The 21,437-nt window shown below is 73.0% G+C and carries 20 protein-coding genes; 13 read left to right on the top strand and 7 right to left on the bottom strand.

Going from position 1 to position 21,437, the window contains the following annotated elements; translation table 11 throughout:
• The first annotated feature begins 4 nt into the window (after positions 1-4).
• Positions 5-544: a DUF1697 domain-containing protein gene (locus tag AB0J76_RS27580; protein WP_352327025.1), complete on the top strand. Its 540-nt coding sequence runs from the start codon at positions 5-7 to the stop codon at positions 542-544.
• On the opposite strand, the gene AB0J76_RS27575 is transcribed toward AB0J76_RS27580, so the two are convergent.
• A complete protein-coding gene (locus AB0J76_RS27575; protein ID WP_352327024.1) occupies positions 541-1,851 on the bottom strand; it encodes a fatty acid--CoA ligase family protein in 1,311 nt (436 codons plus the stop codon). The two genes, AB0J76_RS27580 and AB0J76_RS27575, sit on opposite strands and share 4 nt — an antisense overlap.
• 137 nt (positions 1,852-1,988) lie before the next feature.
• Between AB0J76_RS27575 and AB0J76_RS27570 the strand changes: the two genes are divergently transcribed.
• From AB0J76_RS27570 to AB0J76_RS27535, 8 genes are all read left to right on the top strand, one after another.
• A complete protein-coding gene (locus AB0J76_RS27570; RefSeq protein ID WP_352327023.1) occupies positions 1,989-3,479 on the top strand; it encodes an MFS transporter in 1,491 nt (496 codons plus the stop codon).
• A gap of 110 nt (positions 3,480-3,589) precedes the next feature.
• The gene (locus AB0J76_RS27565) at positions 3,590-4,783 is read left to right on the top strand and encodes a cytochrome P450 (RefSeq protein ID WP_352327022.1); all 1,194 of its coding nucleotides are present in this window, start codon (positions 3,590-3,592) and stop codon (positions 4,781-4,783) included.
• Positions 4,780-6,165, top strand: coding sequence for a carboxyl transferase domain-containing protein (locus tag AB0J76_RS27560; protein WP_352327021.1), 1,386 nt, complete (start codon positions 4,780-4,782; stop codon positions 6,163-6,165). Before AB0J76_RS27565 ends, AB0J76_RS27560 begins: the two co-directional genes overlap by 4 nt.
• Before the next feature lie 79 nt (positions 6,166-6,244).
• Positions 6,245-7,144, top strand: coding sequence for a DUF6039 family protein (locus AB0J76_RS27555; RefSeq protein WP_352327020.1), 900 nt, complete (start codon positions 6,245-6,247; stop codon positions 7,142-7,144).
• Positions 7,141-8,877, top strand: coding sequence for an amino acid adenylation domain-containing protein (locus tag AB0J76_RS27550; protein ID WP_352327019.1), 1,737 nt, complete (start codon positions 7,141-7,143; stop codon positions 8,875-8,877). Before AB0J76_RS27555 ends, AB0J76_RS27550 begins: the two co-directional genes overlap by 4 nt.
• 4 nt (positions 8,878-8,881) lie before the next feature.
• On the top strand, positions 8,882-9,826 hold the full coding sequence (locus AB0J76_RS27545; RefSeq protein ID WP_352327018.1) for a chlorinating enzyme: 945 nt from the start codon (positions 8,882-8,884) through the stop codon (positions 9,824-9,826).
• Between the two features lie 133 nt (positions 9,827-9,959).
• On the top strand, positions 9,960-11,087 hold the full coding sequence (locus AB0J76_RS27540; RefSeq protein WP_352327017.1) for an alpha/beta hydrolase: 1,128 nt from the start codon (positions 9,960-9,962) through the stop codon (positions 11,085-11,087).
• 124 nt (positions 11,088-11,211) lie between these two features.
• On the top strand, positions 11,212-11,886 hold the full coding sequence (locus AB0J76_RS27535; protein WP_352327016.1) for a Crp/Fnr family transcriptional regulator: 675 nt from the start codon (positions 11,212-11,214) through the stop codon (positions 11,884-11,886).
• 52 nt (positions 11,887-11,938) lie between these two features.
• Here AB0J76_RS27535 and AB0J76_RS27530 read toward each other — a convergent pair whose 3' ends face one another.
• The gene (locus AB0J76_RS27530; RefSeq protein ID WP_364390835.1) at positions 11,939-12,655 is read right to left on the bottom strand and encodes a PIG-L deacetylase family protein; all 717 of its coding nucleotides are present in this window, start codon (positions 12,653-12,655) and stop codon (positions 11,939-11,941) included.
• A 29-nt stretch (positions 12,656-12,684) separates the two neighbouring features.
• Positions 12,685-13,377: a DUF899 family protein gene (locus AB0J76_RS27525; protein ID WP_364390832.1), complete on the bottom strand. Its 693-nt coding sequence runs from the start codon at positions 13,375-13,377 to the stop codon at positions 12,685-12,687.
• 149 nt (positions 13,378-13,526) lie between these two features.
• On the opposite strand from AB0J76_RS27525, the gene AB0J76_RS27520 reads away from it, so the two are divergent.
• From AB0J76_RS27520 to AB0J76_RS27510, 3 genes are all read left to right on the top strand, one after another.
• Positions 13,527-13,883, top strand: coding sequence for a BlaI/MecI/CopY family transcriptional regulator (locus AB0J76_RS27520; protein WP_352331123.1), 357 nt, complete (start codon positions 13,527-13,529; stop codon positions 13,881-13,883).
• A gap of 222 nt (positions 13,884-14,105) precedes the next feature.
• Positions 14,106-14,648 carry a M56 family metallopeptidase gene (locus tag AB0J76_RS27515; RefSeq protein WP_352331124.1) on the top strand — a complete coding sequence of 181 codons (543 nt, stop codon included), beginning with the start codon at positions 14,106-14,108 and terminating at the stop codon, positions 14,646-14,648.
• 117 nt (positions 14,649-14,765) lie between these two features.
• Positions 14,766-14,945: a hypothetical protein gene (locus AB0J76_RS27510; RefSeq protein WP_364390829.1), complete on the top strand. Its 180-nt coding sequence runs from the start codon at positions 14,766-14,768 to the stop codon at positions 14,943-14,945.
• A 10-nt stretch (positions 14,946-14,955) separates the two neighbouring features.
• Here AB0J76_RS27510 and AB0J76_RS27505 read toward each other — a convergent pair whose 3' ends face one another.
• From AB0J76_RS27505 to AB0J76_RS27490, 4 genes are read right to left on the bottom strand one after another with little or no spacing between them, the layout of a single operon-like run.
• Positions 14,956-15,243, bottom strand: coding sequence for a hypothetical protein (locus tag AB0J76_RS27505; RefSeq protein WP_364390826.1), 288 nt, complete (start codon positions 15,241-15,243; stop codon positions 14,956-14,958).
• Positions 15,244-15,253: 10 nt separating this feature from the next.
• On the bottom strand, positions 15,254-17,383 hold the full coding sequence (locus tag AB0J76_RS27500; protein WP_352327692.1) for a hypothetical protein: 2,130 nt from the start codon (positions 17,381-17,383) through the stop codon (positions 15,254-15,256).
• Positions 17,380-18,960 (bottom strand): peroxidase family protein, encoded by a 1,581-nt coding sequence (locus AB0J76_RS27495; RefSeq protein ID WP_352327691.1) that lies wholly within the window; start codon positions 18,958-18,960, stop codon positions 17,380-17,382. The genes AB0J76_RS27500 and AB0J76_RS27495 overlap by 4 nt, the downstream gene beginning before the upstream one ends.
• 2 nt (positions 18,961-18,962) lie before the next feature.
• Complete coding sequence (locus AB0J76_RS27490) at positions 18,963-20,255, bottom strand: cytochrome P450 (RefSeq protein WP_352327690.1); 1,293 nt, start codon at positions 20,253-20,255, stop codon at positions 18,963-18,965.
• 217 nt (positions 20,256-20,472) lie between these two features.
• Here AB0J76_RS27490 and AB0J76_RS27485 point away from each other — a divergent pair, with 217 nt between their 5' ends.
• Positions 20,473-21,426, top strand: coding sequence for an acyl-CoA desaturase (locus AB0J76_RS27485; RefSeq protein ID WP_352327689.1), 954 nt, complete (start codon positions 20,473-20,475; stop codon positions 21,424-21,426).
• Positions 21,427-21,437: the final 11 nt, after the last annotated feature.

Here is a 21,437-nt window from a genome sequence, read left to right as displayed (position 1 = left end):
CGACATGTCCAGGCAGGTGGCGCTGCTACGCGGGGTGAACGTCGGCGGCCGGAACATGGTGAGCATGGCCGAGCTCCGCAAGCTGCTGGAGGGCCTCGGCTTCGAGGACGTCAAGACGCACCTGCAGAGCGGCAACGTCGTCTACACCAGCGGGAAGAGCCCCGACAAGGCGGCGGCCGAGATCCAGGCCGCGCTCGCCCGCGACCTGGGCGTCTCGGTGCCCGTCCTGGCCAGGACGGGCGCCGAGCTGGGCGAGATCCTCAAGGCCAACCCGCTCGGGGACGTCGCCGACGACGACGCCCTGCACCTCGTCACGTTCCTGTCGGACAAGCCCGACGCCGGGCCGATCAAGGCGCTCGACCCCGAGGCCTTCAAGCCCGACGTGTTCCGGCACGTCGGCAAGGAGATCTACGTCTGGTGCCCCGACGGGGTGCGCAACACCAAGCTGTCCTACTCCTTCTGGGAGAAGAAGCTCGGCGTCACCGCCACCGCCCGCAACTGGAAGACCGTCTCCAAGCTGCACGAGCTGGCCACCGCCGGTTAGCCCGCCAGCTCGCGCTTGAGCGTCTTGCCGATCGGCCCGCGCGGCAGCGACTTCACGACCACGTACCGCGCCGGCCGCTCGGCCGGGTCCAGCCGGTCGGCGGCGAAGGCGCGCAGCTCGTCCTCGGGCACGGGCGAGCGCAGCACGACGGCCGCCGTGACGCCCTGCGGCCCCTGGACCGCGGCCGCCTCGACCACCTCGGGATGCCAGTGCAGGGCGTGCTCGACCCGCAGCGAGGAGATCCGGCGCCCGCCGGCGGTGATGACGTCGGCGGCCCGGTCGAAGAAGCGCAGCCGGCCCTCCCCGTCCAGTTCGCCCAGGTCGCCCATGTGGGTCCAGCCGTCGCGGAAGGTGCGCTCGTCGGCGGCGGCGTCGGTCAGGTAGCGGCGGCGGGGGGCGGCCGAGCGCAGGCAGATCTCGCCCGCGTCGGTGACCTTCACCTCGGTGCCCGCGCTCGGCAGGCCCAGCAGGCCCTCGTCGGCCTCCGTGGGCGGCGTCTCCACCGGGCGGTGCACGAAGGCGGGGGCCGACTCCGTCGAGCCGTAGCCGATGACGATCCGCACGCCCGGCAGGGCCTCCATGAGCCGGGCCACCGTGGCCATCGGCACCGGCGCCGAGCCCAGCATGAGCGCCCGCAGGCCGGACAGGTCGTACCGCTCGTGCCAGCCGTGCGCCACCATCCGGGTCGCGGTGGACGGCGGGACGATCGCCATCGGCACCCGCAGCTTCTCCAGCATGCGGGCCACGTTCTCCGGCCCGAGGTCGGTCAGCACGTGCGTGGTCGCCGGGGCGGTCATCGCCGTCATCAGCGCGCTGTGCCCGGCGTTCGTGCCCAGCGGGACGGCGGCCAGCACCCCGTCCACGCCGGTGAACAGCTTCCCGCGGCCCTCGTGGCCGTAGGTGAGGTTCGCGACGGGGACGGCCACGGCCTTGGGGCGGCCGGTCGTGCCCGAGGTGTAGAGGATCTCGGCGACGTCGTCGTCCCGCGTGCCCGCCGCGTCACCGAGGGGGCCGGGCAGTACCTGGCTCACCCCGCACTCGGCCAGGCGGGCGCGGGCCTCGTCCTCCGGCAGCGCGGGCGGCAGCCCGAGCACGGTGCCGCCGGCCAGGTGCACGGCGACGGCGGCGACGGCGTGCCCGATCCAGTCGTCGTGCCGCAGCGCCGTCCTGACGGGGGCCAGCCGGGCGGCCAGCTCCTCCGACCGGGCGGTCCAGTCGGCCACCCGCAGCTCGCGCTCGCCGTCCACGACAAGTGCCACATGATCGCCCGGACGGGCGCTGACCAGTTCTGCCGGGTTCGTCGTCATGCGGCCGATGGTAGGAAGCCGGGCGCTCCCCGGATGCTCAGTGTTGAGCAGACCCGGGAGGCGCTTTCGTGTGGGCTGGAGTCGGCATGGGTCCGCGAAGAAGTGGGACGGCTGCCAAGAACAAGGGAGGCGATGACATGAACCAAACCGGTTCGAGTACGCGCGGCCAGCTGTTCGCCACCATCGGCGCACTCCTGGCCCTGGCGCTGGCGTCGATCGACGTCTCGGTGGTGGGGGCGGCGATGCCCCGGATCGCCGCCGACCTGCACGGCCTGTCGCTGTACGCGTGGGTGGGGGTCTCCTACGCCGTCGCGGCCGCCGTCGTCGTGCCGATCGCCGGGAAGCTCGGCGACATGTTCGGCCGCAAACCGGTGCTGCTCGTCGGCCTGGCGGGCTTCCTGGTGGCGTCGTGGCTGTGCGGCGCGGCCCAGACGATGCCCCAGCTCGTCGGCGCGCGAGGGCTGGCGGGGCTGTTCGGCGGCGTGCTGATGGCCAACGTCTTCACGCTGCTCGCCGACGTCTACACGCCAGAGCGCCGCACCCAGATGCAGGGCGTCTTCTTCGGCTTCTCCGGCCTCAGCATGGTGATCGGGCCGCCGCTCGGCGGGTTCATCACCGATAACTGGAGCTGGCGCTGGGTCTTCTACGTCAACGTGCCCATCGGGCTGCTCGCGATCGCCGCCGTGCTCATCGGCGTGCCGTTCGTGCGCACCGGCGCGAGCTGGCGCGACATCGACTTCGCCGGCGTCGTCACGCTGGTGGCCGGGCTCGTCCCGATCCTGATCGGGCTCACGCTCACCGGCGACCGGCACGCCTGGACCTCGCCCGAGGTGCTGGCGCTGCTGATCGGCGGCGCCGTGCTGCTGGTGGCGTTCTACTTCGTCGAGACGCGGGTGGCCAAGAACCCGCTGGTGCCGTTCGCGCTGTTCCGCAGCAACCAGGTGTCGGTCATGGCCGTGGTGGCCTTCTTCTCCGCGTTCGCCATGATGGGCACGGCCTTCTACGTGCCGCTGCTCTACCAGGGCGTGCTCGGTGTGAGCGCGACCCACTCCGGCACGCTGCTGATCCCGATGATGCTCGGCCTGATGCTCATGGCCCCGATCGCCGGCAAGGCGATGACGGCCATGCCGCGCTACCGGCTGCTCGGCGTCTTCGCCATGGCCGCCATCGTCGCCGGGCTGCTGATCCTGTCGGCCGTCGGGCCGGACAGCGGCCAGGGCCTGCCGATCGTCGCCATGGTGCTCATCGGCGTTGGCATCGGCATCGCGTTCCCCATGGCCACGGCCGTCACGCAGAGCGCGATCCCGATGGAGCAGGTGGGCGTCGGCACCAGCCAGATCCAGTTCTGGCGGATGATCGCCGGGCCGGTCTCGCTGGCGATCCTCGGCTCGATCATGTCGTCCCGGCTCGGCGTGGCCGGTCAGGGCGGCGAGGGCGTCGCGCCGGCGGTGCTCGCCGACGCGCTGGGCGACCTGTTCCTCGCCTGCGCGATCGCGGTCGGCATCGGCCTGGTGGCCAGCCTCTTCCTGAAGGAGGTCCCGCTGCGCGACATGTCCATGGGCAGGTCGAAGGCGGGCAAGGCCGACCAGAAGACCGCGCCCAACCAGGGACGCGCCGCCAGGGCGTGACCCCGGCGCACCGGGTGGCGGGGCCGTGCGCGGCCCCGCCATCGCCATGTCCGCACGGGCCTGCTCACAGTTGAGCAGACGTACGCGGCCACCGAGGCGAGGCTGCTGCCATGGACTCCTACCCCATCCCCAGGACGTGCCCGCTGGATCCGCCGTCCGAATACCGGGACCTGCAGGCGGGGCGGCCCATCACGCGCGTCCGGCTGGACTTCGACGGGAGCGAGGTCTGGCTGGTGACGCGGTACGAGGACGCCCGCGCCGTGCTCGGCGACGCCCGGTTCAGCTCCGACTTCGCCACCCCCGGCTTCCCGGCCCGGCTCACCTCGCAGCCTCCGGGGCCGGGCACCTTCATCAGGATGGACCCGCCCGACCACTCGCGGCTGCGCCGCCTGCTGCTGCCGGAGTTCAACCGCAGGCGGGTGGAGGCGCTGCGCCCGGCCATCCGGCGCATCACCGAGGCGCTCGTCGGCGAGATGGCCGCCCAGGGCCCGCCGGCCGACCTGGTCCAGACGCTGGCCCTGCCGCTGCCGTCCCAGGTCATCACCGAGCTGCTCGGCGTGCCGTACGAGGACCGCGACTACTTCCACGAGACCACCAAGGTCATCGGCGACCGCAACGTGGAGCCCGAGCAGCGCATGAAGGTCCGCGAGGACCTGCGCCACTACCTGGAGCGGCTGGTCGCCGAGCGCGAGCAGCGGCCCGCCGACGACCTGCTCAGCCGGCTCGGCGCCCACCGCGAGGCGGCCAAGGTCAGCCGGGAGGAGGTCGTCGGCATCGCCACGCTGCTGATGGTGGCCGGCTACGAGACCATCGCCAACCAGATCGGCGTGGGCACCGTGGCGCTGCTGGAGAACCCCGATCGCCTGGCCGAGCTGCGCGAACGCCCCGAGGCGCTGCCCGCCGCCATCGAGGAGATCATCCGCCACCAGACCGTCATCGACTACGGCGCCCGCCGCGCGGCCACCGCCGACGTCGAGGTCGGCGGCAGGCTGATCAGGAAGGGCGAGGGCGTGGTCGTCGTGCTGGCCGCGGCCAACCGCGACGAGGAGGTGTGGGCCGACCCGGACCGGCTGGACTTCGGCCGCTTCGGCGACCTCGCCGACCGGCAGGAGCACCTGTCCTTCGGCTTCGGCATCCACCAGTGCATGGGCCAGCTGCTGGCCCGCGCGCAGCTGGAGATCGCCTGGTCCACGCTGTTCGCCCGGCTCCCGGGGCTGCGCCTCGCGGTGCCGCTGGAGGAGGTGCCCTTCCGCTCCGACATGTTCGTGTACGGCGTGCACGCCCTCCCGGTGACCTGGGGATGAACCGCGACCCGCGGGACCGGGTCCGCGCGCTCTTCGACCCCGGGACCCTCCGGCCGCTGCCCGGCGACGATGACGGCGACGACGGCTGCGGCGTGCTCGCCGCCCGCGGCGGCATCGGCGGCGTGCCGGCCGTCGCCTACGCCACCGACCCCGGCCGGATGGGCGGCGCGATGGGCGCCGAGGGCTGCGCCCGCATCGTGCGGGCTATCGACCTCGGCGTCCGGGAGCGGGCGCCCGTCGTCGGCCTCTGGCACTCCGGCGGCGCCCGGCTGGGCGAGGGCGTCACCGCGCTGGACGGCGTCGGCCAGGTGTTCGCCGCGATGGTCCGGGCCTCCGGCGCCGTCCCGCAGATCTCTGTCGTGCTCGGCCCGGCCGCCGGCGGCGCTGCCTACGGCCCGGCGCTCACCGATGTGGTGATCATGAGCGAGAGCGGGCGCGTCTTCGTCACCGGCCCGGACGTCGTCCGCAAGGTCACCGGCGAGGACGTCGACATGGAACGGCTCGGCGGCCCCGACCCGCACAGCAGACGCAGCGGCCTGGCCCACCTCACCGCCCCGGACGACGAGGGCGCCATCGCCGCCGCCCGCCGGATCACCACCCTGCTCGGCGGCCAGGGCGAGCTGCGCCCCTGGGAGGCCCGCGACGACCCCGAGCTCGGCGGCCTGCTGCCCGAACGCGCCAGGCGCGCCTACGACGTGCACCCGATCGTCGCCCGGCTGCTCGACGGCCCCGGCGAGGAGCTGCACCCGAAGTGGGCGCCCAACCTCGTCACCGCGCTCGGCCGGCTGACCGGCAGGACCGTCGGTGTCATCGCCAACAACCCGCTGCGCAAGGGGGGCTGCCTCGACGCGGCGGCGGCCGAGAAGGCCGCGCGGTTCGTCCGCATGTGCGACTCGCTCGGCGTGCCGCTCGTCGTGCTCGTGGACGTGCCCGGCTACCTGCCCGGCGTCCGGCAGGAGTGGGACGGCGTGGTCCGGCGCGGCGCCAAGCTGCTGCACGCCTTCGCCGAGGCCGTCGTGCCCCGGGTGACGCTCGTGCTGCGCAAGTCCTACGGCGGCGCGTACGTCGCCATGAACTCCCGCGCCCTGGGCGCCTCCGCGGTCTACGCCTGGCCCACCGCCGAGGTGGCCGTCATGGGCGCCGAGGCGGCCGTGGACATCCTGCACCGCAGGAAGCTGCGCGACGGCCCGCGGGACGGGCGCGAGGAGCTGCGCCGCCGGCTCGTCGCCGAGCACGAGCGCGAGGCCGGCGGCGTCGGCAAGGCCGTGGAGATCGGCGTCGTGGACGAGGTGATCGAGCCTGCCGGCACCCGGCGGCGGCTCGCCGAGGCCCTGCTCAAGGCCGTGCCGCTGCGCGGCGACCACACCAACATCCCGCTGTGAAGCCCCTGCTCACTATTGAGCAGGCAGCACGGCGGGCCCTCATTAGCGTGACGAACAAGCCGACAGACGGAGTGGAACGATGACCAACCCGAATCCCGTCATCCCGCCGGCCGAGCAGCAGACCTCGGTGCCCGCGGCGGATCTGATCAACTCGGCCACGGCCGGCGTGATCGTCGAGCGGACCGCCCAGGTCAGGAACGGCTCCCACGCCAAGGGGCGCAAGTTCGCCCGCATGATGGCCGAGATGGTGACCGCCAAGCAGGTGGGAGTCGCCAGCGTCTTCCTGTACGAGGAGACGTTCGGGACCAAGGACCGCCTGCACTGGCTGATCCACCTCAGCTCGCTGCACGCCTACGAGCAGATGGTGCACATGGGCACCTCCGACGACGAGTACCGCGACAACACCGCCGAGAGCGGCTGGGACGAGATCTTCGTCGACGGCAGCATGACCGAGACCGTGCTGCTGCCGCAGTTCTGGGGCATGTACGGGACCGCGGTCGACGGCGAGCGCGAGAAGCAGTCCACCGTCTACCTGCAGCAGGGCGAGATCACCGGGCTGCCCGGCGCCCGCGAGCAGGTGCCGCAGCCCTACGAGCAGCTCGTCCACTCGGGCAACTGCGGCCTGCTGCTGCACCGGACCGCCCAGCTCGACTACGACTTCCGGTCCGAGGGGCGCACGTTCGCCCGCGAGGCCGCCGAGTCCATCAACGAGAACCTGCCCGGCGAGGCCACCGTCTTCGTCTACGAGGAGGCCTTCGGCGCGGCCGACCGCATCCACTGGCTGATCCACATGAAGTCGCTGAGCACCTACTACAAGGTCCTGGCGCTGCACGTGAAGGACGAGAAGGTGCGGGACCTGTACTTCCAGCAGCGCATCGCGCCCGAGCGCGGCGGCGGCACCTGGGCCAGGATGTTCGTGCCCGGCAGCATGCACGACACGGGCCTCACCCCGCACCACTGGGGGATGTACGCGACATGATCGGCCGCTGCCTGCACGAGATCTTCGCCGAGCGCGCCGCGAAGGCCCCCGACCGGATCGCCGTCACCTGCGGCGCCGAGGAGATCAGCTACGGAGACCTGGACGCCCGGGCCGACCGGCTGGCCTGCCTGCTGCAGGCCGCGGGGACCGGCCCCGGCGTGCTGGTGGGGCTGTGCGCGGACCGTGGCATCGACCTGGTGGCCGGGCTGCTCGCGATACTCAAGGCGGGCGGCGCGTACGTGCCGATCGACCCCGGCTACCCGGCGGGGCGGATCGCGTACCTGCTGGAGGACAGCGGGGTCCGCACGGTCGTCACGACGTCCGGGGTGGCCGGCCGGCTCGGCGGCGTCCTGCCCGGCGACGTCGTGCTCGCCGACGCCGCGCCGCCCGAGGGACGCCCCGCGGCCACGGCCCGCGACGAGGACCTGGCCTACGTCATCTACACCTCGGGCTCGACCGGCGCGCCCAAGGGGGTGCTGGTCGAGCACCGCAACGTCGTGCGCCTGCTGGAGCGGACCGAGCAGTGGTTCGGCTTCGGCGACGACGACGTCTGGACGCTCTTCCACTCCGTCAGCTTCGACTTCTCGGTGTGGGAGCTCTGGGGCGCGCTGCTGTACGGCGGCCGGCTGGTGATCGTCCCGGCCGAGGTGGCCAGGTCGCCCGAGTCGCTGCGCCGGCTGCTGGTGGCGGAGGGCGTCACCGTGCTGAACCAGACGCCCTCCGCGTTCCGGCACCTGGTGGCGGCCGACGCCCGGCAGGAGGAGCCGTCGCCGTACCGGCTGCGCCGGATCGTCTTCGGCGGCGAGCGGCTGGACGTCGAGCTGCTGGCCCCGTGGATCGACCGCTACGGCGACGAGCACCCGCAGCTCGTCAACATGTACGGCATCACCGAGACCACCGTCCACGTGACCTACCGCCGCGTCCGCGCGGCCGACCTCGACCACCCGGAGCTGAGCCCGATCGGCGTGCCCATCCCGGACCTGCGCCTCGACGTGCTCGACGAGCACGGCCGCCCGGCGACCACGGGGAACCTGCACGTCTCCGGCCCCGGGCTCGCCCGCGGCTACCTGGACCGGCCCGAGCTGACCGCCGAGCGGTTCAGGGTCACGCCGGACGGCGGGCGCCGCTACGACTCCGGCGACGTCGTCACCCGCCTGCCCGGCGGCGAGTACGCCTACCTCGGGCGGTCCGACGACCAGATCAAGGTCCGCGGGTTCCGCCTGGAGCCCAGGGAGATCGAGCTGTGCCTGCTCGGCCATCCGGGGGTCGCCCACGCGGTGGTGGCCCACCGCGACTACGGCGAGGGCGACGTCCGGCTGCTGGCCTTCGTCGTGCCGGACGGCGATCCGGGGCCGGACCTGATCGACCAGCTCACCGAGCGGGCCGCGGACCGGCTGCCGGCGCACGCCCGCCCGTCCACCTACCACATCGTGTCGGAGATCCCCATGACGCCGCAGGGAAAGGCGGACCGCGCCGCTCTGGCCAGGTCCGCGCAGGCATCGTCGGCCGCCAAGGTCGTGCAGCGCATCGCCGAGGACGTGCTCGAACGCGACGAGGTGCCACCCCGGGTGGACCTGTTCGACCTGGGCGCGACCTCGCTGGCGATGACCCGCATCATCGCCCAGGTGAACGAGCGCTTCGGGCTGGAGCTGACGGGACGCGAACTGGAGGAGGAGGCGTCGGTCGCCGCCCTGGCCTCCTGCGTCGAGGAACGACTGACCGTGAGGGGATAGACCCATGCACGAGACCACCGTCCGGGGCGAGTACTCGATGACCCCGGAGGAGCTGAAGAGCTTCCACACCCAGGGCTACTTCGGCCCGTTCAAGGTCTACGAGATCGACGAGATGCGCCAGAACTGGCGGCGCGAGCGCATGCGTCTCATGGACCGCAGCAACGCCGTCTACCGCGACGACGCCGCCTCGGGCAACACCAACATCTCCAACTACGACCGGCACCTGGACTCGCCCTTCCTGGCCGACCACATCAGCCGGCCGCAGATCGTGGACCGCGTGGTCAGCGTGCTCGGCCCGGACGTGCTCTGCTGGCGCACCGAGTTCTTCCCCAAGTACCCCGGGGACGAGGGCACCGACTGGCACCAGGCCGACACCTTCGCCAACGCCTCCGGCAAGCCGCAGATCGTCTGGCCGCAGGCGGAGGAGTTCGGCGGCACCATCACCGTCTGGACCGCCTTCACCGAGGCGAACGAGGACACCGGGTGCCTGCAGTTCATCCCCGGCACCCACGAGACGATGTTCTACGACGAGACCAAGCGCATGCACTACGACCCCAACAAGATCAACAAGGAGGACAAGGACGGCGTCCGGCGCGGCTTCTTCGGCTACGACTACCGCGACCTGCAGATCGACCCCGACTGGAAGCCCGACGAGTCGCAGGCCGTCTCCATGGTGATGAGGCCGGGGGAGGCCATCCTGTTCTGGTCGACGCTCATGCACGCCTCGCTGCCGCACAAGGGCCTGACCGACGAGATGCGCCTGGGGTTCGCCGCCCGGTACGTCCCGACCAAGGTCGACGTCTACCCGGACACCGACGAGATCGAGGAGTACGGCGGCCGGGTCAGCCTGGACCGGTACGGCGCCGTCCTGGTCACCGGGCAGAACACCAACCCGAACAACCGGATCGCCACGGCCACCACCACCGGCCATCCCTTCACCACCCGATGAGGCCCGCCGTGACCTCCCGAAGCCCACGGCGCGCGGCGACCCGTTCGCCCTCCGGCCACCCGACCTCTGCCCGCCCACAGCACGCGGCGACCCGCGCGCCTTCTGACAACCCACGGAATGCGGTGATCATCTCGTGGCCGCCGAACTGAGACGTCTGACCCGGGCCGTGCAGGACGCGCGGCCGCTGGCGGACGTCCTGCGGCATCCGGTGCGCCTGGCCGGCCCGCCCGGCCTCGCCTCCCTCCTGGGCCGTGTGACCCGACGGCTGGGCGCACCGGACTTCGCCCTGACCGACCAGGACTCGCTCGACACCTTCGAACGCCTGGTCAGCGACCATCTCGCGCTGCGCGACGGCATGGGCGAGGACCTGCCGCCGGACACCGTCGACGAGGTCGTAGATGGCGCGGCGCGGGACGGCTTCGAGGGGTTGTGCACGCGCGAGGAGGTCGCGCGGGCGGACGGGGGCCCGCCGCTGCCTGCCTACGCGGCCGGCGACCCGCAGGCCCCGGCCGTCGTGATCGTGGCCGCCTGCGGCATGCCGGCCCGTCTGTGCGAGCAGTGGATGCGGTTCCTGTCCCGCACCCATCACGTCCTCACCTGGGAGACCCGCGAGTTGTTCGGGCCGGTTTCCGCGGCGGAGCCGCCGGACGTGGGGGTGACGGCGCAGGCCGGCGACCTTTTCGCGGTCATGGACCATTTCGGCGTCCGGCGCGCGCACTTGATGTGCCTGTGCGGCGGAGCCGTCATCGGCCTGGCCGCCGCGCACCTCGATCCCGCCCGCGTCGGCTCGCTCAGCCTGTGGCACGGCGACTTCGCCGCCGTCAAGGGCGCCGACCGGACCCACCACCAGCAGAACCTGGTGGCGCTCATGGAGATGGCCGCGGCCGGCCCCGACCGGGCCGCCGCCATCCATCCCGTGCTCTGCCAGACGATGCTCTCCTCGGTGCCGCCCGACCTGGCGCACCTGGTGGTCTACCCGTACGCGACGCCGGAGTTGCTGCACCGCTACTGCCGCCTGAACGGCGAGATCATGACGACGGACGTGAGCCCGTGGCTGGCCGGGATCGACCGGCCCGTCCTGGTGGTCTCCAGTCACGACGACGAGACCGCCCACCCGGCGGGGTCGAAGGCGGTGGCGGCGGCGCTGCCGGACGCCGTCCTGCATCTGCGGGCGCACGGCGACCACATATCGCTGTTCAAGGGTGACCCGGAGTTGATGGATATGGCCCGGGACTTTATTGACGCCGCCGCGGTCCGATAACGGCCGAAATTTGCTTCCAGGCAATTCTCCGGACATATCAGATAATTATGGGGCAGCTTGTTAATCAGTCGATTGATGGGTAGGGGCAACGACAACATGAAATGAATTCCGAGGGGCGGGGTAAATGAAGCCATCCGACGCTGCGCGACTGAGAGCCGGGCTCCGCTCCTTCATCTCCCAGGAAACGTCGGGCGCCTGCTCGATCCGGGTGCCGAAACGCGCCAACATCTACAACTGCGGCCAGCGCGACAGCAACATCTACGTGATCGAGAGCGGCCAGGTCAAGACCCAGATGTACGCGCGCTGCGGCAAGGAATGCCTGCTCTCGATCTTCACCGCCGGCGACATCTTCGGCGAGTCCTCCCTGCTCGGGGCCGAGCGCAGCGAGACGGCCACCGCCATGCGGACCACCTGGGTGCGTCGCATCCCGGCCGCCCGCTTCCGCGCCGCCATGGCCGACAACGAACTCATGGACGGGTTCATCGACTATCTCGCGCTACGCCTGCGGGAACAGCAGGAAGTGATCGCGACAATGGTCACGATGGACAGCGAGCAGCGCCTGGCCTCCGTTCTCCTGCGCTTATCGAGAAAGATCGGTAAGCGCCGTGCCCCGAATGTGCGGGCCATCGAGGAGCGCATCACCCAGGAAGAACTCTCCGGCATGGTCGGCACCACCCGGTCGCGCGTCGGATTCTTCCTCAAACGATTCAAGGACGCCGGCCTGGTCCTGCCCACCTCCGACCCGTTCCTGGTCGTGGACGAGGAGCGCCTGGCCGAGTACGTCGACGAGGTCAACTGACGGAGCCGCCCCCGGCCCGGTCCGCGCGCGGCGGGCCGGGCCGGGCCGCGTTTCAGCAGGAGATCAGCTCGAACGGCACCGCCGGACGGCCGCCGAACCGCTGACCCGCGGCGTTCACGAACCCCTCCAGCGGCACCCGGGCGCCGCCCGGCGGCACCCCCAGCGCCGACAGGTACGCCGCGTGCGCCTCGACCGAGGCCAGCGCCGCGTCCAGGTATCCGGTCACGTCCACCGCGTGCGTCGGCCGGACGGAACCGGCGATCGCCACGTACTTGACGCCGCCCCACGGCTCGGCCCCGGCGTCGGGCAGGATCCAGCGGTTTCCCGCGTCGAGGACCGCGTCCAGCACGGCCCGGCCGGTGACGCGGTGGTCGGGGCTGTTCCACTTGCCGGTGAAGGTGAAGTCGTGGTGGTTGAAGGTGATCACCAGCTCGGGCCGGTGCCGGCGCAGCGCCGCCACCAGATCGTGCCGGAGCCGGGGGGAGTGCTCGATCCCGCCGTCGGGATGGTCGAGGAACTCCACCGACGAGACGCCGACGATGGCGGCGCTCGCCCGCTGCTCCTCCTCCCGCACCTTGCGCGCCTGGTCCGGCGGCATCGAGTCGATGCCCGCCTCGCCGCGGGTGAGCAGGAGGTAGCCGACCTGCTTGCCGGCGCCGGTCCAGGCGGCCACGGCGCCGGCGCTGCCGAACTCCATGTCGTCGGGGTGGGCCACGACGGCCAGTGCTCTCGTCCAGTCATCGGGCATGGGCTGTAAGTCGTCCGTCATGTCATTCCCCCTGACATGACGGAAGATCGCTAAACCTGATCGTCCGGCCCGTAGCGGCGGGCGATCTCCTGGGAGGAGGGCCAGCGGCTGTAGGCCGGCGAGCGCGGCCAGCCGCCGGGGGAGTCCTGCCATTCCTCCTGCCGCCCGTACGGCAGCAGGTCGATCAGCGCGAAGGTGTGCGTGAGCTGCTCGGTGCCCCGGCCGTCGGTGTGCCAGGTGCGGTACACGGCCTCGCCGTCGCGCAGGAACACGTTCACGGCGAAGCCCGCGCCGGGCGGCGCGCCGACGTCGGCCCCGAACGGGCTGCCGGCCGTCGAGTACCAGGGCATCCGGTTGCCGACCCGCCGCCGGTAGGCCAGGGCCTCGTCGATCGGGCCCTGGGTGACGACGACGAAGCGGGCGTCGTAGTCGTCCAGGAACTCCAGGCGGGTGAACTGCGCGGTGAACCCGGTGCATCCCGGGCACTGCCACTCCTTGCCCGGGAACCACATGTGGTTGTAGACGATCAGCTGCCGCCTGCCCGCGAAGACGTCCGCCAGCCGGACCGGCCCGTCCTCGCCCTCCAGGACGTAGTCGGGCATCCGCACCATCGGCAGGCGACGGCGCTGGGCGGCGATGGCGTCGAGCTCACGGGTGGCGGCCTTCTCCCTGGCCCGCAGCTCGTCGAGCCGGAGCCGCCAGGTCTCGGCGTCGACGACGGGCGGTAGTGCGTTGGCGCTCATGGTCCCTCACTGATCGGTCGCGGTTTCTCGAGGCACAGGGACAGACCGGCCGTGCCCGCGAAACTCATCGGCGGGCCCGCCCGTACGGACTCCCGAGCACGTCCTGGCGGTAGCCTTCTCCTTCGGGCAGGACCCGGGAGGGGGCGCGGATGCAGCTCGGCAATCTCGAACGGTCGATCATGGAAGCCCTGTGGCGGCATCCTCAGGGCATGTTCGCCCACGACCTCGCGGCCGGCCTGCCCTCCCGGCCCGCCGTCACGACGGTGCTTACCGTGCTGATGCGCCTGGCGAACAAGGGCATGGTCGTCCGCGAGCGCGTCGGCCGGGCCCACCTCTACAAGGCCACCGCGGGCAAGGACGCCTTCGTCGCCGAAGCCATGCGCGCGGCCCTGGCGGAGGCGGGCGACGTGGTGGCGGCCGTGCAGCGGTTCGTCGGCACGGTGACGCCCGAGGTGGCCGCGGCGCTGCGCGAGGCGCTGGAGGAGCAGGACGGACCGGCGCGGTGATCGCCTGGTTCGCCGCCGCCGGAGTGGCGCTGCTGCCGGTGACGCTGGGCGGCCGCGTCGCCCGCGCCCTGGCCGGAGCCGCCTGGTCGTACCGTTGCCCGCCTGCTGCACCTCCCGGCCCTGGCCTGGTCGGCGGGGCTGCTGAGCTGGTTGTCCGTGCACACGGCGCGGGCCACGGCCAAGACCCTTCGCTAGCGGCGGCGGCAGCGCCTGCTGGTCGACGTGGTGGCCGATCATCATCCGGCCTACGACGCCTACGTGCTGCCGGTGTCCGGGCAGGTGGCCTACTGCGTGCCGGGCAGGCGCCGGCGCATCGTGCTGAGCCAGGGCACCCTCGACGCGCTGAGGCCGGCCGAGCTGCGGGCCGTCCTGGAGCACGAGCGTGCGCACGCGCGTGGACGTCACCACCTGGCGCTGCTGCCGTTCGTGGCGTTGTCGCACGCGTTCTCGTGGCTGCCCGCCGCGCGCACGGCCCGTGAGGCGGTGGCCGTGCTGCTGGAGATGATCGCCGACGACCACGCCCGCCGCGTGCACGGAGAGCTGCCGCTGGCGCGGGCCCTGGTACGGATGGCGGGCGGTGGCGCCGAGCCGGGGGCGGCCGCGTTCGCGCTGGCCGACGCCGGTGTGGCGGAACGGCTGGAGCGCCTGCTCGACGGGCGCGGTCGGCCGCGCTGGGTGTCGGCGGCGGCCTACTCGGCGGCCGTCCTGCAGCTGAGCGGGCCGCTGGCGGTGCTGATCGCGCCGCTGGTCTGCTTCGCCCTCTAGGCCCCACGGCGCGGGAGCGTGCGCCGCAGAGCTCGGCGGCCTGGTCGAGCAACCGGCGCCGCCGAGGCGCAGCCGTTCTGCATATCGTGGGCGGGCAGCCCGGAAAGAGGTGTCTCTGTGTACGAGATCGTGGCCGCTCTCGCGCCCCCCGTCGTGGTCGGCGGAGCCTTCATCGTCGGCGTCGTCCACCTGGTGCGCGCAGAGGCGCGGGCCAAGGCCGCCGAAGGCCGGGCCGCGCGGGAGCCGGCGGCCCGGCCCGGCCCGGAACAGCAGCCGGAGCCGCGGGCCGACGGCTGACCCCGCGCCGCTACCGGCCGGGCTCGTCGCGACCGGGCCGCCGGCGCCCGGTCTGCTCGGCGCCCGCCTTGTCCGCGTAGCGGAGCAGGTGGCGGGCGGACGCCTCCAGGTCGGCGGCGGCGGTCACGCACGCCGCCAGATGGGCGGCCACCGCCGCGCGCAACCAGGCAGGCGTCCCGTCGCCCGCCTTCAGGCCTGCCTCGACGGCACGCAGCCGCTCGGCGCAGGCGGCCAGGGCGCGGGCGTCCGCGCGCAGGACTTCGGCGTGCGCGACGATCGCGGCGATCCGGGCGGGCATGGCTCCTCCGTCAGGCCGTCGGCAGCGGGACGGCGGCGTCCCGGAGCGTCCGGCGGGTGGTGGCCGACAGGCACAGCAGCGGGCGGGCGCCGTCGAGGCCCAGCTCGCGCAGCCGGCCGGCCAGCGGGTGGGCCGATCCCGGCTCGACGGCCAGCCGCAGTGACGGCGCCGCGTGCAGCCGGGCCCGCCCGCGGGCGCGGACGCAGGACCGCAGCACCGCGCCGGCCTCGCGGGCGTAGCCGACCAGGCCGGGATCGTTCAGCGGCAGGCCGGGACCGAGCCGGCCACGCAGGGTCAGGATCCGGTCGGCGGCGAGATGCGCGGACCGCGGGCCGAGCCGCAGCTCCAGAGCCGTCAGGTACGTCTCGCCGCCCCACAACCGCGCGCCCAGGGCCTGGACGGCCGCGCTGTCGGCCGCCGAGCCGACGAGGAAGGCGCCGCAGCGGCGCACGTCCGCGCCCCGCAGCAGGTCGCGAAGACGGGACCCCCACCATGGCGACCGGAACGGCCCCGGCACCACGACGCCGACCTGCAACTCCGCGTAGTCGCCCACGCCGGTGTGCCGGTTCCGGGCGGCGTGCACGACGACCAGCGCCCGCCCCGCCACCCGTACGACGGGACCGAGCCCCGTGCCCTCCAGCAGCCCGGCCACCGCCGCCGGGCTGACGGCGAAGCAGGCCGTGAGCGCCTCGCCGTCGCGGCACCTGATCGGCAGCTCGACGCCCCCCTCGGACCCGTCGACCGGCACGGCCCGCAAGGGCGACCGCTCCGGACCGGGCGGACGGTCGAACAGCAGGTACGCCTGGGAGCGCACGACCCGCCCCCGGTACGGGGCGAGCCGCCGCTCGATGACGTCGCGGGCCTCGGGCAGGTCGTCGGTGAGGTTGGCGAGGTAGCGCTCGACGCTGTGGCACTGCGGGAACATGTGGGTGGAATCGCTGTAGTCCACCACGTACCAGTCGGGGTGCAGGTCGAAGCAGGTGCCGGCGCCCTGCCCGTCGAGGGTGGGGATGATGTCGTGCTGGTTGGTGACGCTGGCGACCCAGGTGCGCGGGTCGGTGGGGCGTTTGAAGTCGACGGGCGAGCCGACGGCGACGGCGTGCGTGACCGTGTGCCGGGCGCAGAAGGCGGGGTCCTGGGCCAGGTTCATGATCGCCGCCCCGCCCGCGCTGTGCCCGACGAGCGCCAGTTCGGCGCCCGGCGGCAACCCGTAGTCGGCGACGGCCCGTGCCAGGGCGCGGCTGTAGGGGCTGGCGGCCAGGACGGCGCTGCTGAACGCGCCGAGCAGGTCCTGGGGCGACTCGCCGTCGGGACGCCCGAGGCGCATGCCGGGCGCGTGCAGGACGTGGCGGATCACGCCGTCCGGCCCCTCGACGCTCTGGAGCAGGGCCCGCCCGGTGGTGCCGATCGTGCTGATGTTGGACAGGAAGCCGAGCAGCGACCCGCGCGCGCACAGCCGGGCCGACTCGGCCGCGCTCAGCTCGACCCGGCGCGCGGCGCCCTCCCCGACGTCGAGGACGGCGATCGCCCTGTTGCTCAGTCCGAGGAGTGGATCGGCGGTGGCGAAGCCCGTCCCCGTGGCGATGAGCCAGGCGGCGGCGTCGTTGAGCGGGTTCTCGTCCAGCAACGCGCGCAGCGCCAGGACCTCGCCGAAGACCGGCGCGAGCTGGCTGAGCGCGCGCACCGCGCCACGGTCCTTGAGCAGGGCGCGCAATGCCCGCACGGCCTCCACGTCGCGGTCGGCGGCGGCCGCCTCGATGAGCCGGACGAGCATGGGATCCCCGGTCAGCTCGGGATGGGCGAGCGCCACCGCCGCCACCCGCAGCCGCAACGACGTGGCCAGCACCCGCACGGCCAGGCTCTCGGCCCCCAGCATGGCGCCGGCCTTGGCGGCCGCGGTGGCCGGCCGGCCCCCGGCGAAGGACCAGCCGAGGCCGCGGCCGTTCGTCGCGGCCCGCAGCAGCGCGCGGTAGGCGGGTGCGGCCGCCGAGGGGGCGCGCGGCACGGCTCGCAGCAGCGCGTCGTCGGTCAGCGCGGCCGTGGCGTGCGACGCCGCGCCGTGGATCGTGACCGCGACGTCCACCAGCTCCCGGGCCAGGACGCGCAGGTGCCCGGCGGCCGGATCGTCGTCGCCGGTCATGGCCGGGCCCGCCGGGACATGCTGACGAAGCGGGGGGCCGGGTCCTCGGGCGTGTTGCGGCGCAGCACGTCCGACAGCGTGCGCGTGGCCGCGATGATCCGCAGGCCCTGGGGGGAGAACGTGGCGGCGTTGAAGATCCGCGGCGCCAGCAGCGGGTTGGTGAGCGCCTGGGAGAAGGCGTCGATGGCGATGATCTTGGTGAGCAGTGGCGGCAGGATCGCGTCGGGGGAGCCGGGCTCCTCGGCGAACAGCCCGACGTACAGGTCGACGTCGTCGACGTCGCGGTAGAGGTCGCGCAGCGCGCCGCTGACCCGCCGGTCGCCGGTGATCTGCTCGAAGGCGCGCACCCGGGGGAAACGGCAGTGCTCGCGATAGCGGTTGTACGGGGCCAGGCCCAGCACCCGGGAGTCGGCGAGGCTGGCCACGTCGATCTCGCGCAGCACCGGGTCGGTGTTGAACAGGCCGATGCGGCCGGCGCGCTGGCGGGAGGCGTCCTCGAACAGCCGCCCGAGGCCGGGGCCGGGGATCAGCGAGCCGGCGAAGAAGGTCTCGGCCATCGGCAGCTCCCGCCCGGCCACCGACAGCCGGGACGGGACCAGGCTGTGCCAGCGGTAGACGAGGTTGAACTCGACGGAGGCCCAGTTCTGCCGGTGCCAGGCCGCGCGGTCGAGCCGCTTGGACAGCCACGGGTCGAGGGCGAACCGGAAGTGGTAGGGGGTGATGTGGTTGATGTACTCCTCGACGACCAGCTTGATCAGCAGCACGATGAGGATGTTGCGGGCGGTCTGGAACAGCCGTTCGTCGTCCCAGCGGGGATTCTCCCTGGCCAGCAGCCGCGCCACCCTGTTGTGCTCGCGCAGGAACAGCACCGTGAGCATGGTGAAGCCGATCTGGCCGTTGCCCCGGTCGCTGCCGGTGGCGAACAGCGTGTCGCGCTGTGCGTCGGAGAGCTGGTCGAAGCGGATGACGCGCAGCGGGGCGAACTCCGGCTTGATCTTGCCGTTCTCGCACAGGTAGGGCGGGAACTCGCCGCCGCCGACCGACTGGCTCTTGAGCAGCCCGCCGTCGAAGGCGCGCAGCGCGGCTGTGGCCGCCTCGTCGAGGCCGTACACCTGGTTGAGGTCGATGTGGTGGTTGGAGCTGTTCTTGCGCGGGTCGCGCGGGAGGTTGACGTCGCCGCGCAGGAAGCCGTCGGTGAACCACTGGGCGAAGTACGCGAAGAGCACCGTGGAGCGCGGGCACGGGATCATGGACTCGCCGCGGGCGAACAGGTCGGCGGCTCTCTCGGGCGTGGGCAGCCGCCCCTCGGGGACGGCGACCGGAGGCAGGTGCCTGCCGCTGTAGGTGCGGTCGGTCAGCGAGGCCCACGAGGTGTAGCCGGCCATGGTGCTCAGCGGCTCGGGGCGCGGCGGCATCTCGCGGATCGCGTGGTCGATCAGCGAGGCGTTGATCCGGCGCCGCACCGGGCGGCTGCTCTGCAGCAGGTCCCAGAGGGGCCGGCCGTGGGTCAGGGCCAGGAACCTGAGCCGGTTGGACAGGCCGTCCGTGGCGATGCTGCGTGCTCGGCTCACCGCCATCGTCAGCCTTCCCGCACGCCGGCGCCGAGCCCGAGCGCGAAGGCGTCGGGGAAGATGCCGAGTGACCGCTCCACCCGTCCCTCCGGCGGCGGCAGCAGCCGTACGCCGGGACGCAGCAGCAGCCGGCGCACGGTCTCGGCGATCACCACCGCGGCCACGTGCACGCCGAGGCAGGCGTGATGGCCCGAGCCGAAGAACAGCCGATGGTGCGGGGGACGGTCGAGGCGGAACTCATCGGGCTCCGGCACCACGTCCGCGTCGAACATGGCCGAGGCCGGCGCCGCGAGCACGAACGTGCCCGCCGGGATCACCGTGCTGCGCGGCGTGCCGGCGGCCAGCACGTGGTCGCGCTCGCACAGCCGGGGAAGCAGCTTGAAGAACGGGCTGAACCGCAGCGCCTCCCAGACGTACGGGTCGAACCGCTCGGGATCGCCGGCGACGGCCGTCGCCTCGGCCAGCACCCGCGGGCGCAGCAGGAGCTGCTCGACCGCCTCGGCCATGGCCCCCGGCGCGCTCTCCACGAAGCCCAGCGGCAGCCCGGCCATGTTGATCACGATGCGGTCGTCGGGGACGCCGGGCGGGGACGTGCGGACCAGCCGGGCGAAGACGTCGTCGGGCAGCTCCCGGCCGGCCCGCAGCGTGGCCCGGTGCTCGGCGAGCAGGTCACGCAGGTACCCGACCAGCTCGGCGCCCGCCTTGACGGACGCCGCCCGGAGCTGCGGGTCGCCCAGGAAGTTGGCGAAGCCGTCGGCGACGACGGCCCGCGTCCAGCGGCCCAGCGTCCGCGGGTCGGGGCCGGGGACGCCGAGATACCGCGCGCACACGCCGAGGGCGACCGGGCGGAACAGCCCCTCGACCGCCTCCAGCCGCCCGCCCGGCCCGGCGGCGTCGAGCAGCTCGTCGGCCAGGCGGCCGGTCAGCTCGCGCACGCCGGCCGCGTCCTCCGGGGCGAGCATGAGCTGCATCAGGCCCTTCTCCCGCCAGTTCATCGGCGTGGCGTCCCGGCCCAGCATGAACGGGGCGCCCAGCGCGGCGTCGAGGCGGGGAGCGAAGGCGCGTACGGAGAAGACCTGCTCGTGGGCGAGCACCTCGGTCACGTCGGCGAAGCGGGTCACCACCGTGAAGGCGGGGGTGACGAAGACCGGACGCCGCTCGCGCAGCTCGGCGAACAGGCTCCGCCAGTCGGTCCGCATCCACTCCCGGACCAGGCCGAACGCCGATATCGGGTCTTTGGCCAGCGCCTGGTCGTACCTGTCCAGATAGCCGCCCGTGGTCGCCTGATCGACAGCACCCATTCGTGGACCTTCCGCCTGATATCGGAGCGCACTGGGATGATCACGTTGCGCAATCACAATCTAGGGAGGCTTCACACCCTTTCTTCATGACAATCGAGTGCATTGTTTTGGCGCCTCACGGTAATTACTCCGTCACTGTCAGGACATTGCCGCAGTCCATGAGCCTGGTCATTGAATAAGGAGCCTGATCGACCCCGTACCGCTCATGGGAGGTAACGTGACGTCACCCCTGCCGCAGCCGGGCACGGCGGAGACGGTGACGGTCACCACCGGCCGCCGCACCGCCTATCTGGTCGTCCTGGTCGTCCTGCCCGTGCTGCTGCTGGCCCTGGCGGTGCCGGCGGCCTGGGGCTGGGGCATCGGCCCGCGCGACCTGGCCATCGCGGTCGTGATGTACCTGGTGAGCATCTTCGGCATCGCCATCGGCTACCACCGCCTGTTCACCCACCGCGCCTTCAGGGCCAATCGGGCGCTGCGGATCGCGCTCATGCTGGCCGGCGGCATGGCCGTCGAGGGCCCCCTCACCCTCTGGGCCGCCGAGCACCGCCGCCACCACAAGTACGCCGACCGCGAGGGCGACCCGCACTCGCCGTGGCGCTACGGCGACAGCGGCCCGGCCCTGCTGCGCGGCATGCTGCACGCCCACATCGGCTGGTTCTACACGGCCCGTCAGCGCTCCAGCCGCCGGCACTGGGTGCCCGACCTGCTGGCCGATGCGGACGTCCGCCGTTTCGACGCCGCCTACCCGGCGGTCGTGCTGCTGTCGTTCGCGCTTCCGGCCGCCGCCGGCGGGCTCTGGTCGATGTCGTGGGCGGGCGCGTGGAGCGGGCTGCTGTGGGGCGGCCTGGTCCGCTACGCCGTCGTGCACCACGTCACCTGGTCGGTGAACTCGATCGCGCACACCTTCGGCGACCGCCCGTTCCGCACCAGGGACCGGTCGTCCAACGTGTGGTGGGTGGCGATGCTGACGCTCGGCGAAGGCTGGCACAACTGGCACCACGTCGACCCCACCTGCGCCCGGCACGGCGTGCTCAAGGGCCAGCTCGACCCCAGCGCGCGGCTGATCCGCTGGTTCGAGCGGGCGGGCTGGGCCCACGCCGTGCGCTGGCCGGCCCCCGACCGCCTGACGTCCCGCCGCGCCGGGCGCGTCCCCGGCCGCGTCCCCGACTGAGCGCCGGGCGG

The organism is Nonomuraea sp. NPDC049624 (genome assembly GCF_040675255.1).
Lineage (GTDB): Bacteria > Actinomycetota > Actinomycetes > Streptosporangiales > Streptosporangiaceae > Nonomuraea.
Note: the sequence above shows the minus strand (reverse complement) of the source record. Positions and strands in the feature narration are given on the sequence as shown.

Coding starts and splice junctions, on each gene's coding strand:
- AB0J76_RS27580 (WP_352327025.1), top strand. CDS start 5: ATGTCCAGGCAGGTGGCGCTGCTACGCGGGGTGAACGTCGGCGGCCGG.
- AB0J76_RS27575 (WP_352327024.1), bottom strand. CDS start 1,851: ATGACGACGAACCCGGCAGAACTGGTCAGCGCCCGTCCGGGCGATCAT.
- AB0J76_RS27570 (WP_352327023.1), top strand. CDS start 1,989: ATGAACCAAACCGGTTCGAGTACGCGCGGCCAGCTGTTCGCCACCATC.
- AB0J76_RS27565 (WP_352327022.1), top strand. CDS start 3,590: ATGGACTCCTACCCCATCCCCAGGACGTGCCCGCTGGATCCGCCGTCC.
- AB0J76_RS27560 (WP_352327021.1), top strand. CDS start 4,780: ATGAACCGCGACCCGCGGGACCGGGTCCGCGCGCTCTTCGACCCCGGG.
- AB0J76_RS27555 (WP_352327020.1), top strand. CDS start 6,245: ATGACCAACCCGAATCCCGTCATCCCGCCGGCCGAGCAGCAGACCTCG.
- AB0J76_RS27550 (WP_352327019.1), top strand. CDS start 7,141: ATGATCGGCCGCTGCCTGCACGAGATCTTCGCCGAGCGCGCCGCGAAG.
- AB0J76_RS27545 (WP_352327018.1), top strand. CDS start 8,882: ATGCACGAGACCACCGTCCGGGGCGAGTACTCGATGACCCCGGAGGAG.
- AB0J76_RS27535 (WP_352327016.1), top strand. CDS start 11,212: ATGAAGCCATCCGACGCTGCGCGACTGAGAGCCGGGCTCCGCTCCTTC.
- AB0J76_RS27530 (WP_364390835.1), bottom strand. CDS start 12,655: ATGACGGACGACTTACAGCCCATGCCCGATGACTGGACGAGAGCACTG.
- AB0J76_RS27525 (WP_364390832.1), bottom strand. CDS start 13,377: ATGAGCGCCAACGCACTACCGCCCGTCGTCGACGCCGAGACCTGGCGG.
- AB0J76_RS27520 (WP_352331123.1), top strand. CDS start 13,527: ATGCAGCTCGGCAATCTCGAACGGTCGATCATGGAAGCCCTGTGGCGG.
- AB0J76_RS27505 (WP_364390826.1), bottom strand. CDS start 15,243: ATGCCCGCCCGGATCGCCGCGATCGTCGCGCACGCCGAAGTCCTGCGC.
- AB0J76_RS27500 (WP_352327692.1), bottom strand. CDS start 17,383: ATGACCGGCGACGACGATCCGGCCGCCGGGCACCTGCGCGTCCTGGCC.
- AB0J76_RS27495 (WP_352327691.1), bottom strand. CDS start 18,960: ATGGCGGTGAGCCGAGCACGCAGCATCGCCACGGACGGCCTGTCCAAC.
- AB0J76_RS27490 (WP_352327690.1), bottom strand. CDS start 20,255: ATGGGTGCTGTCGATCAGGCGACCACGGGCGGCTATCTGGACAGGTAC.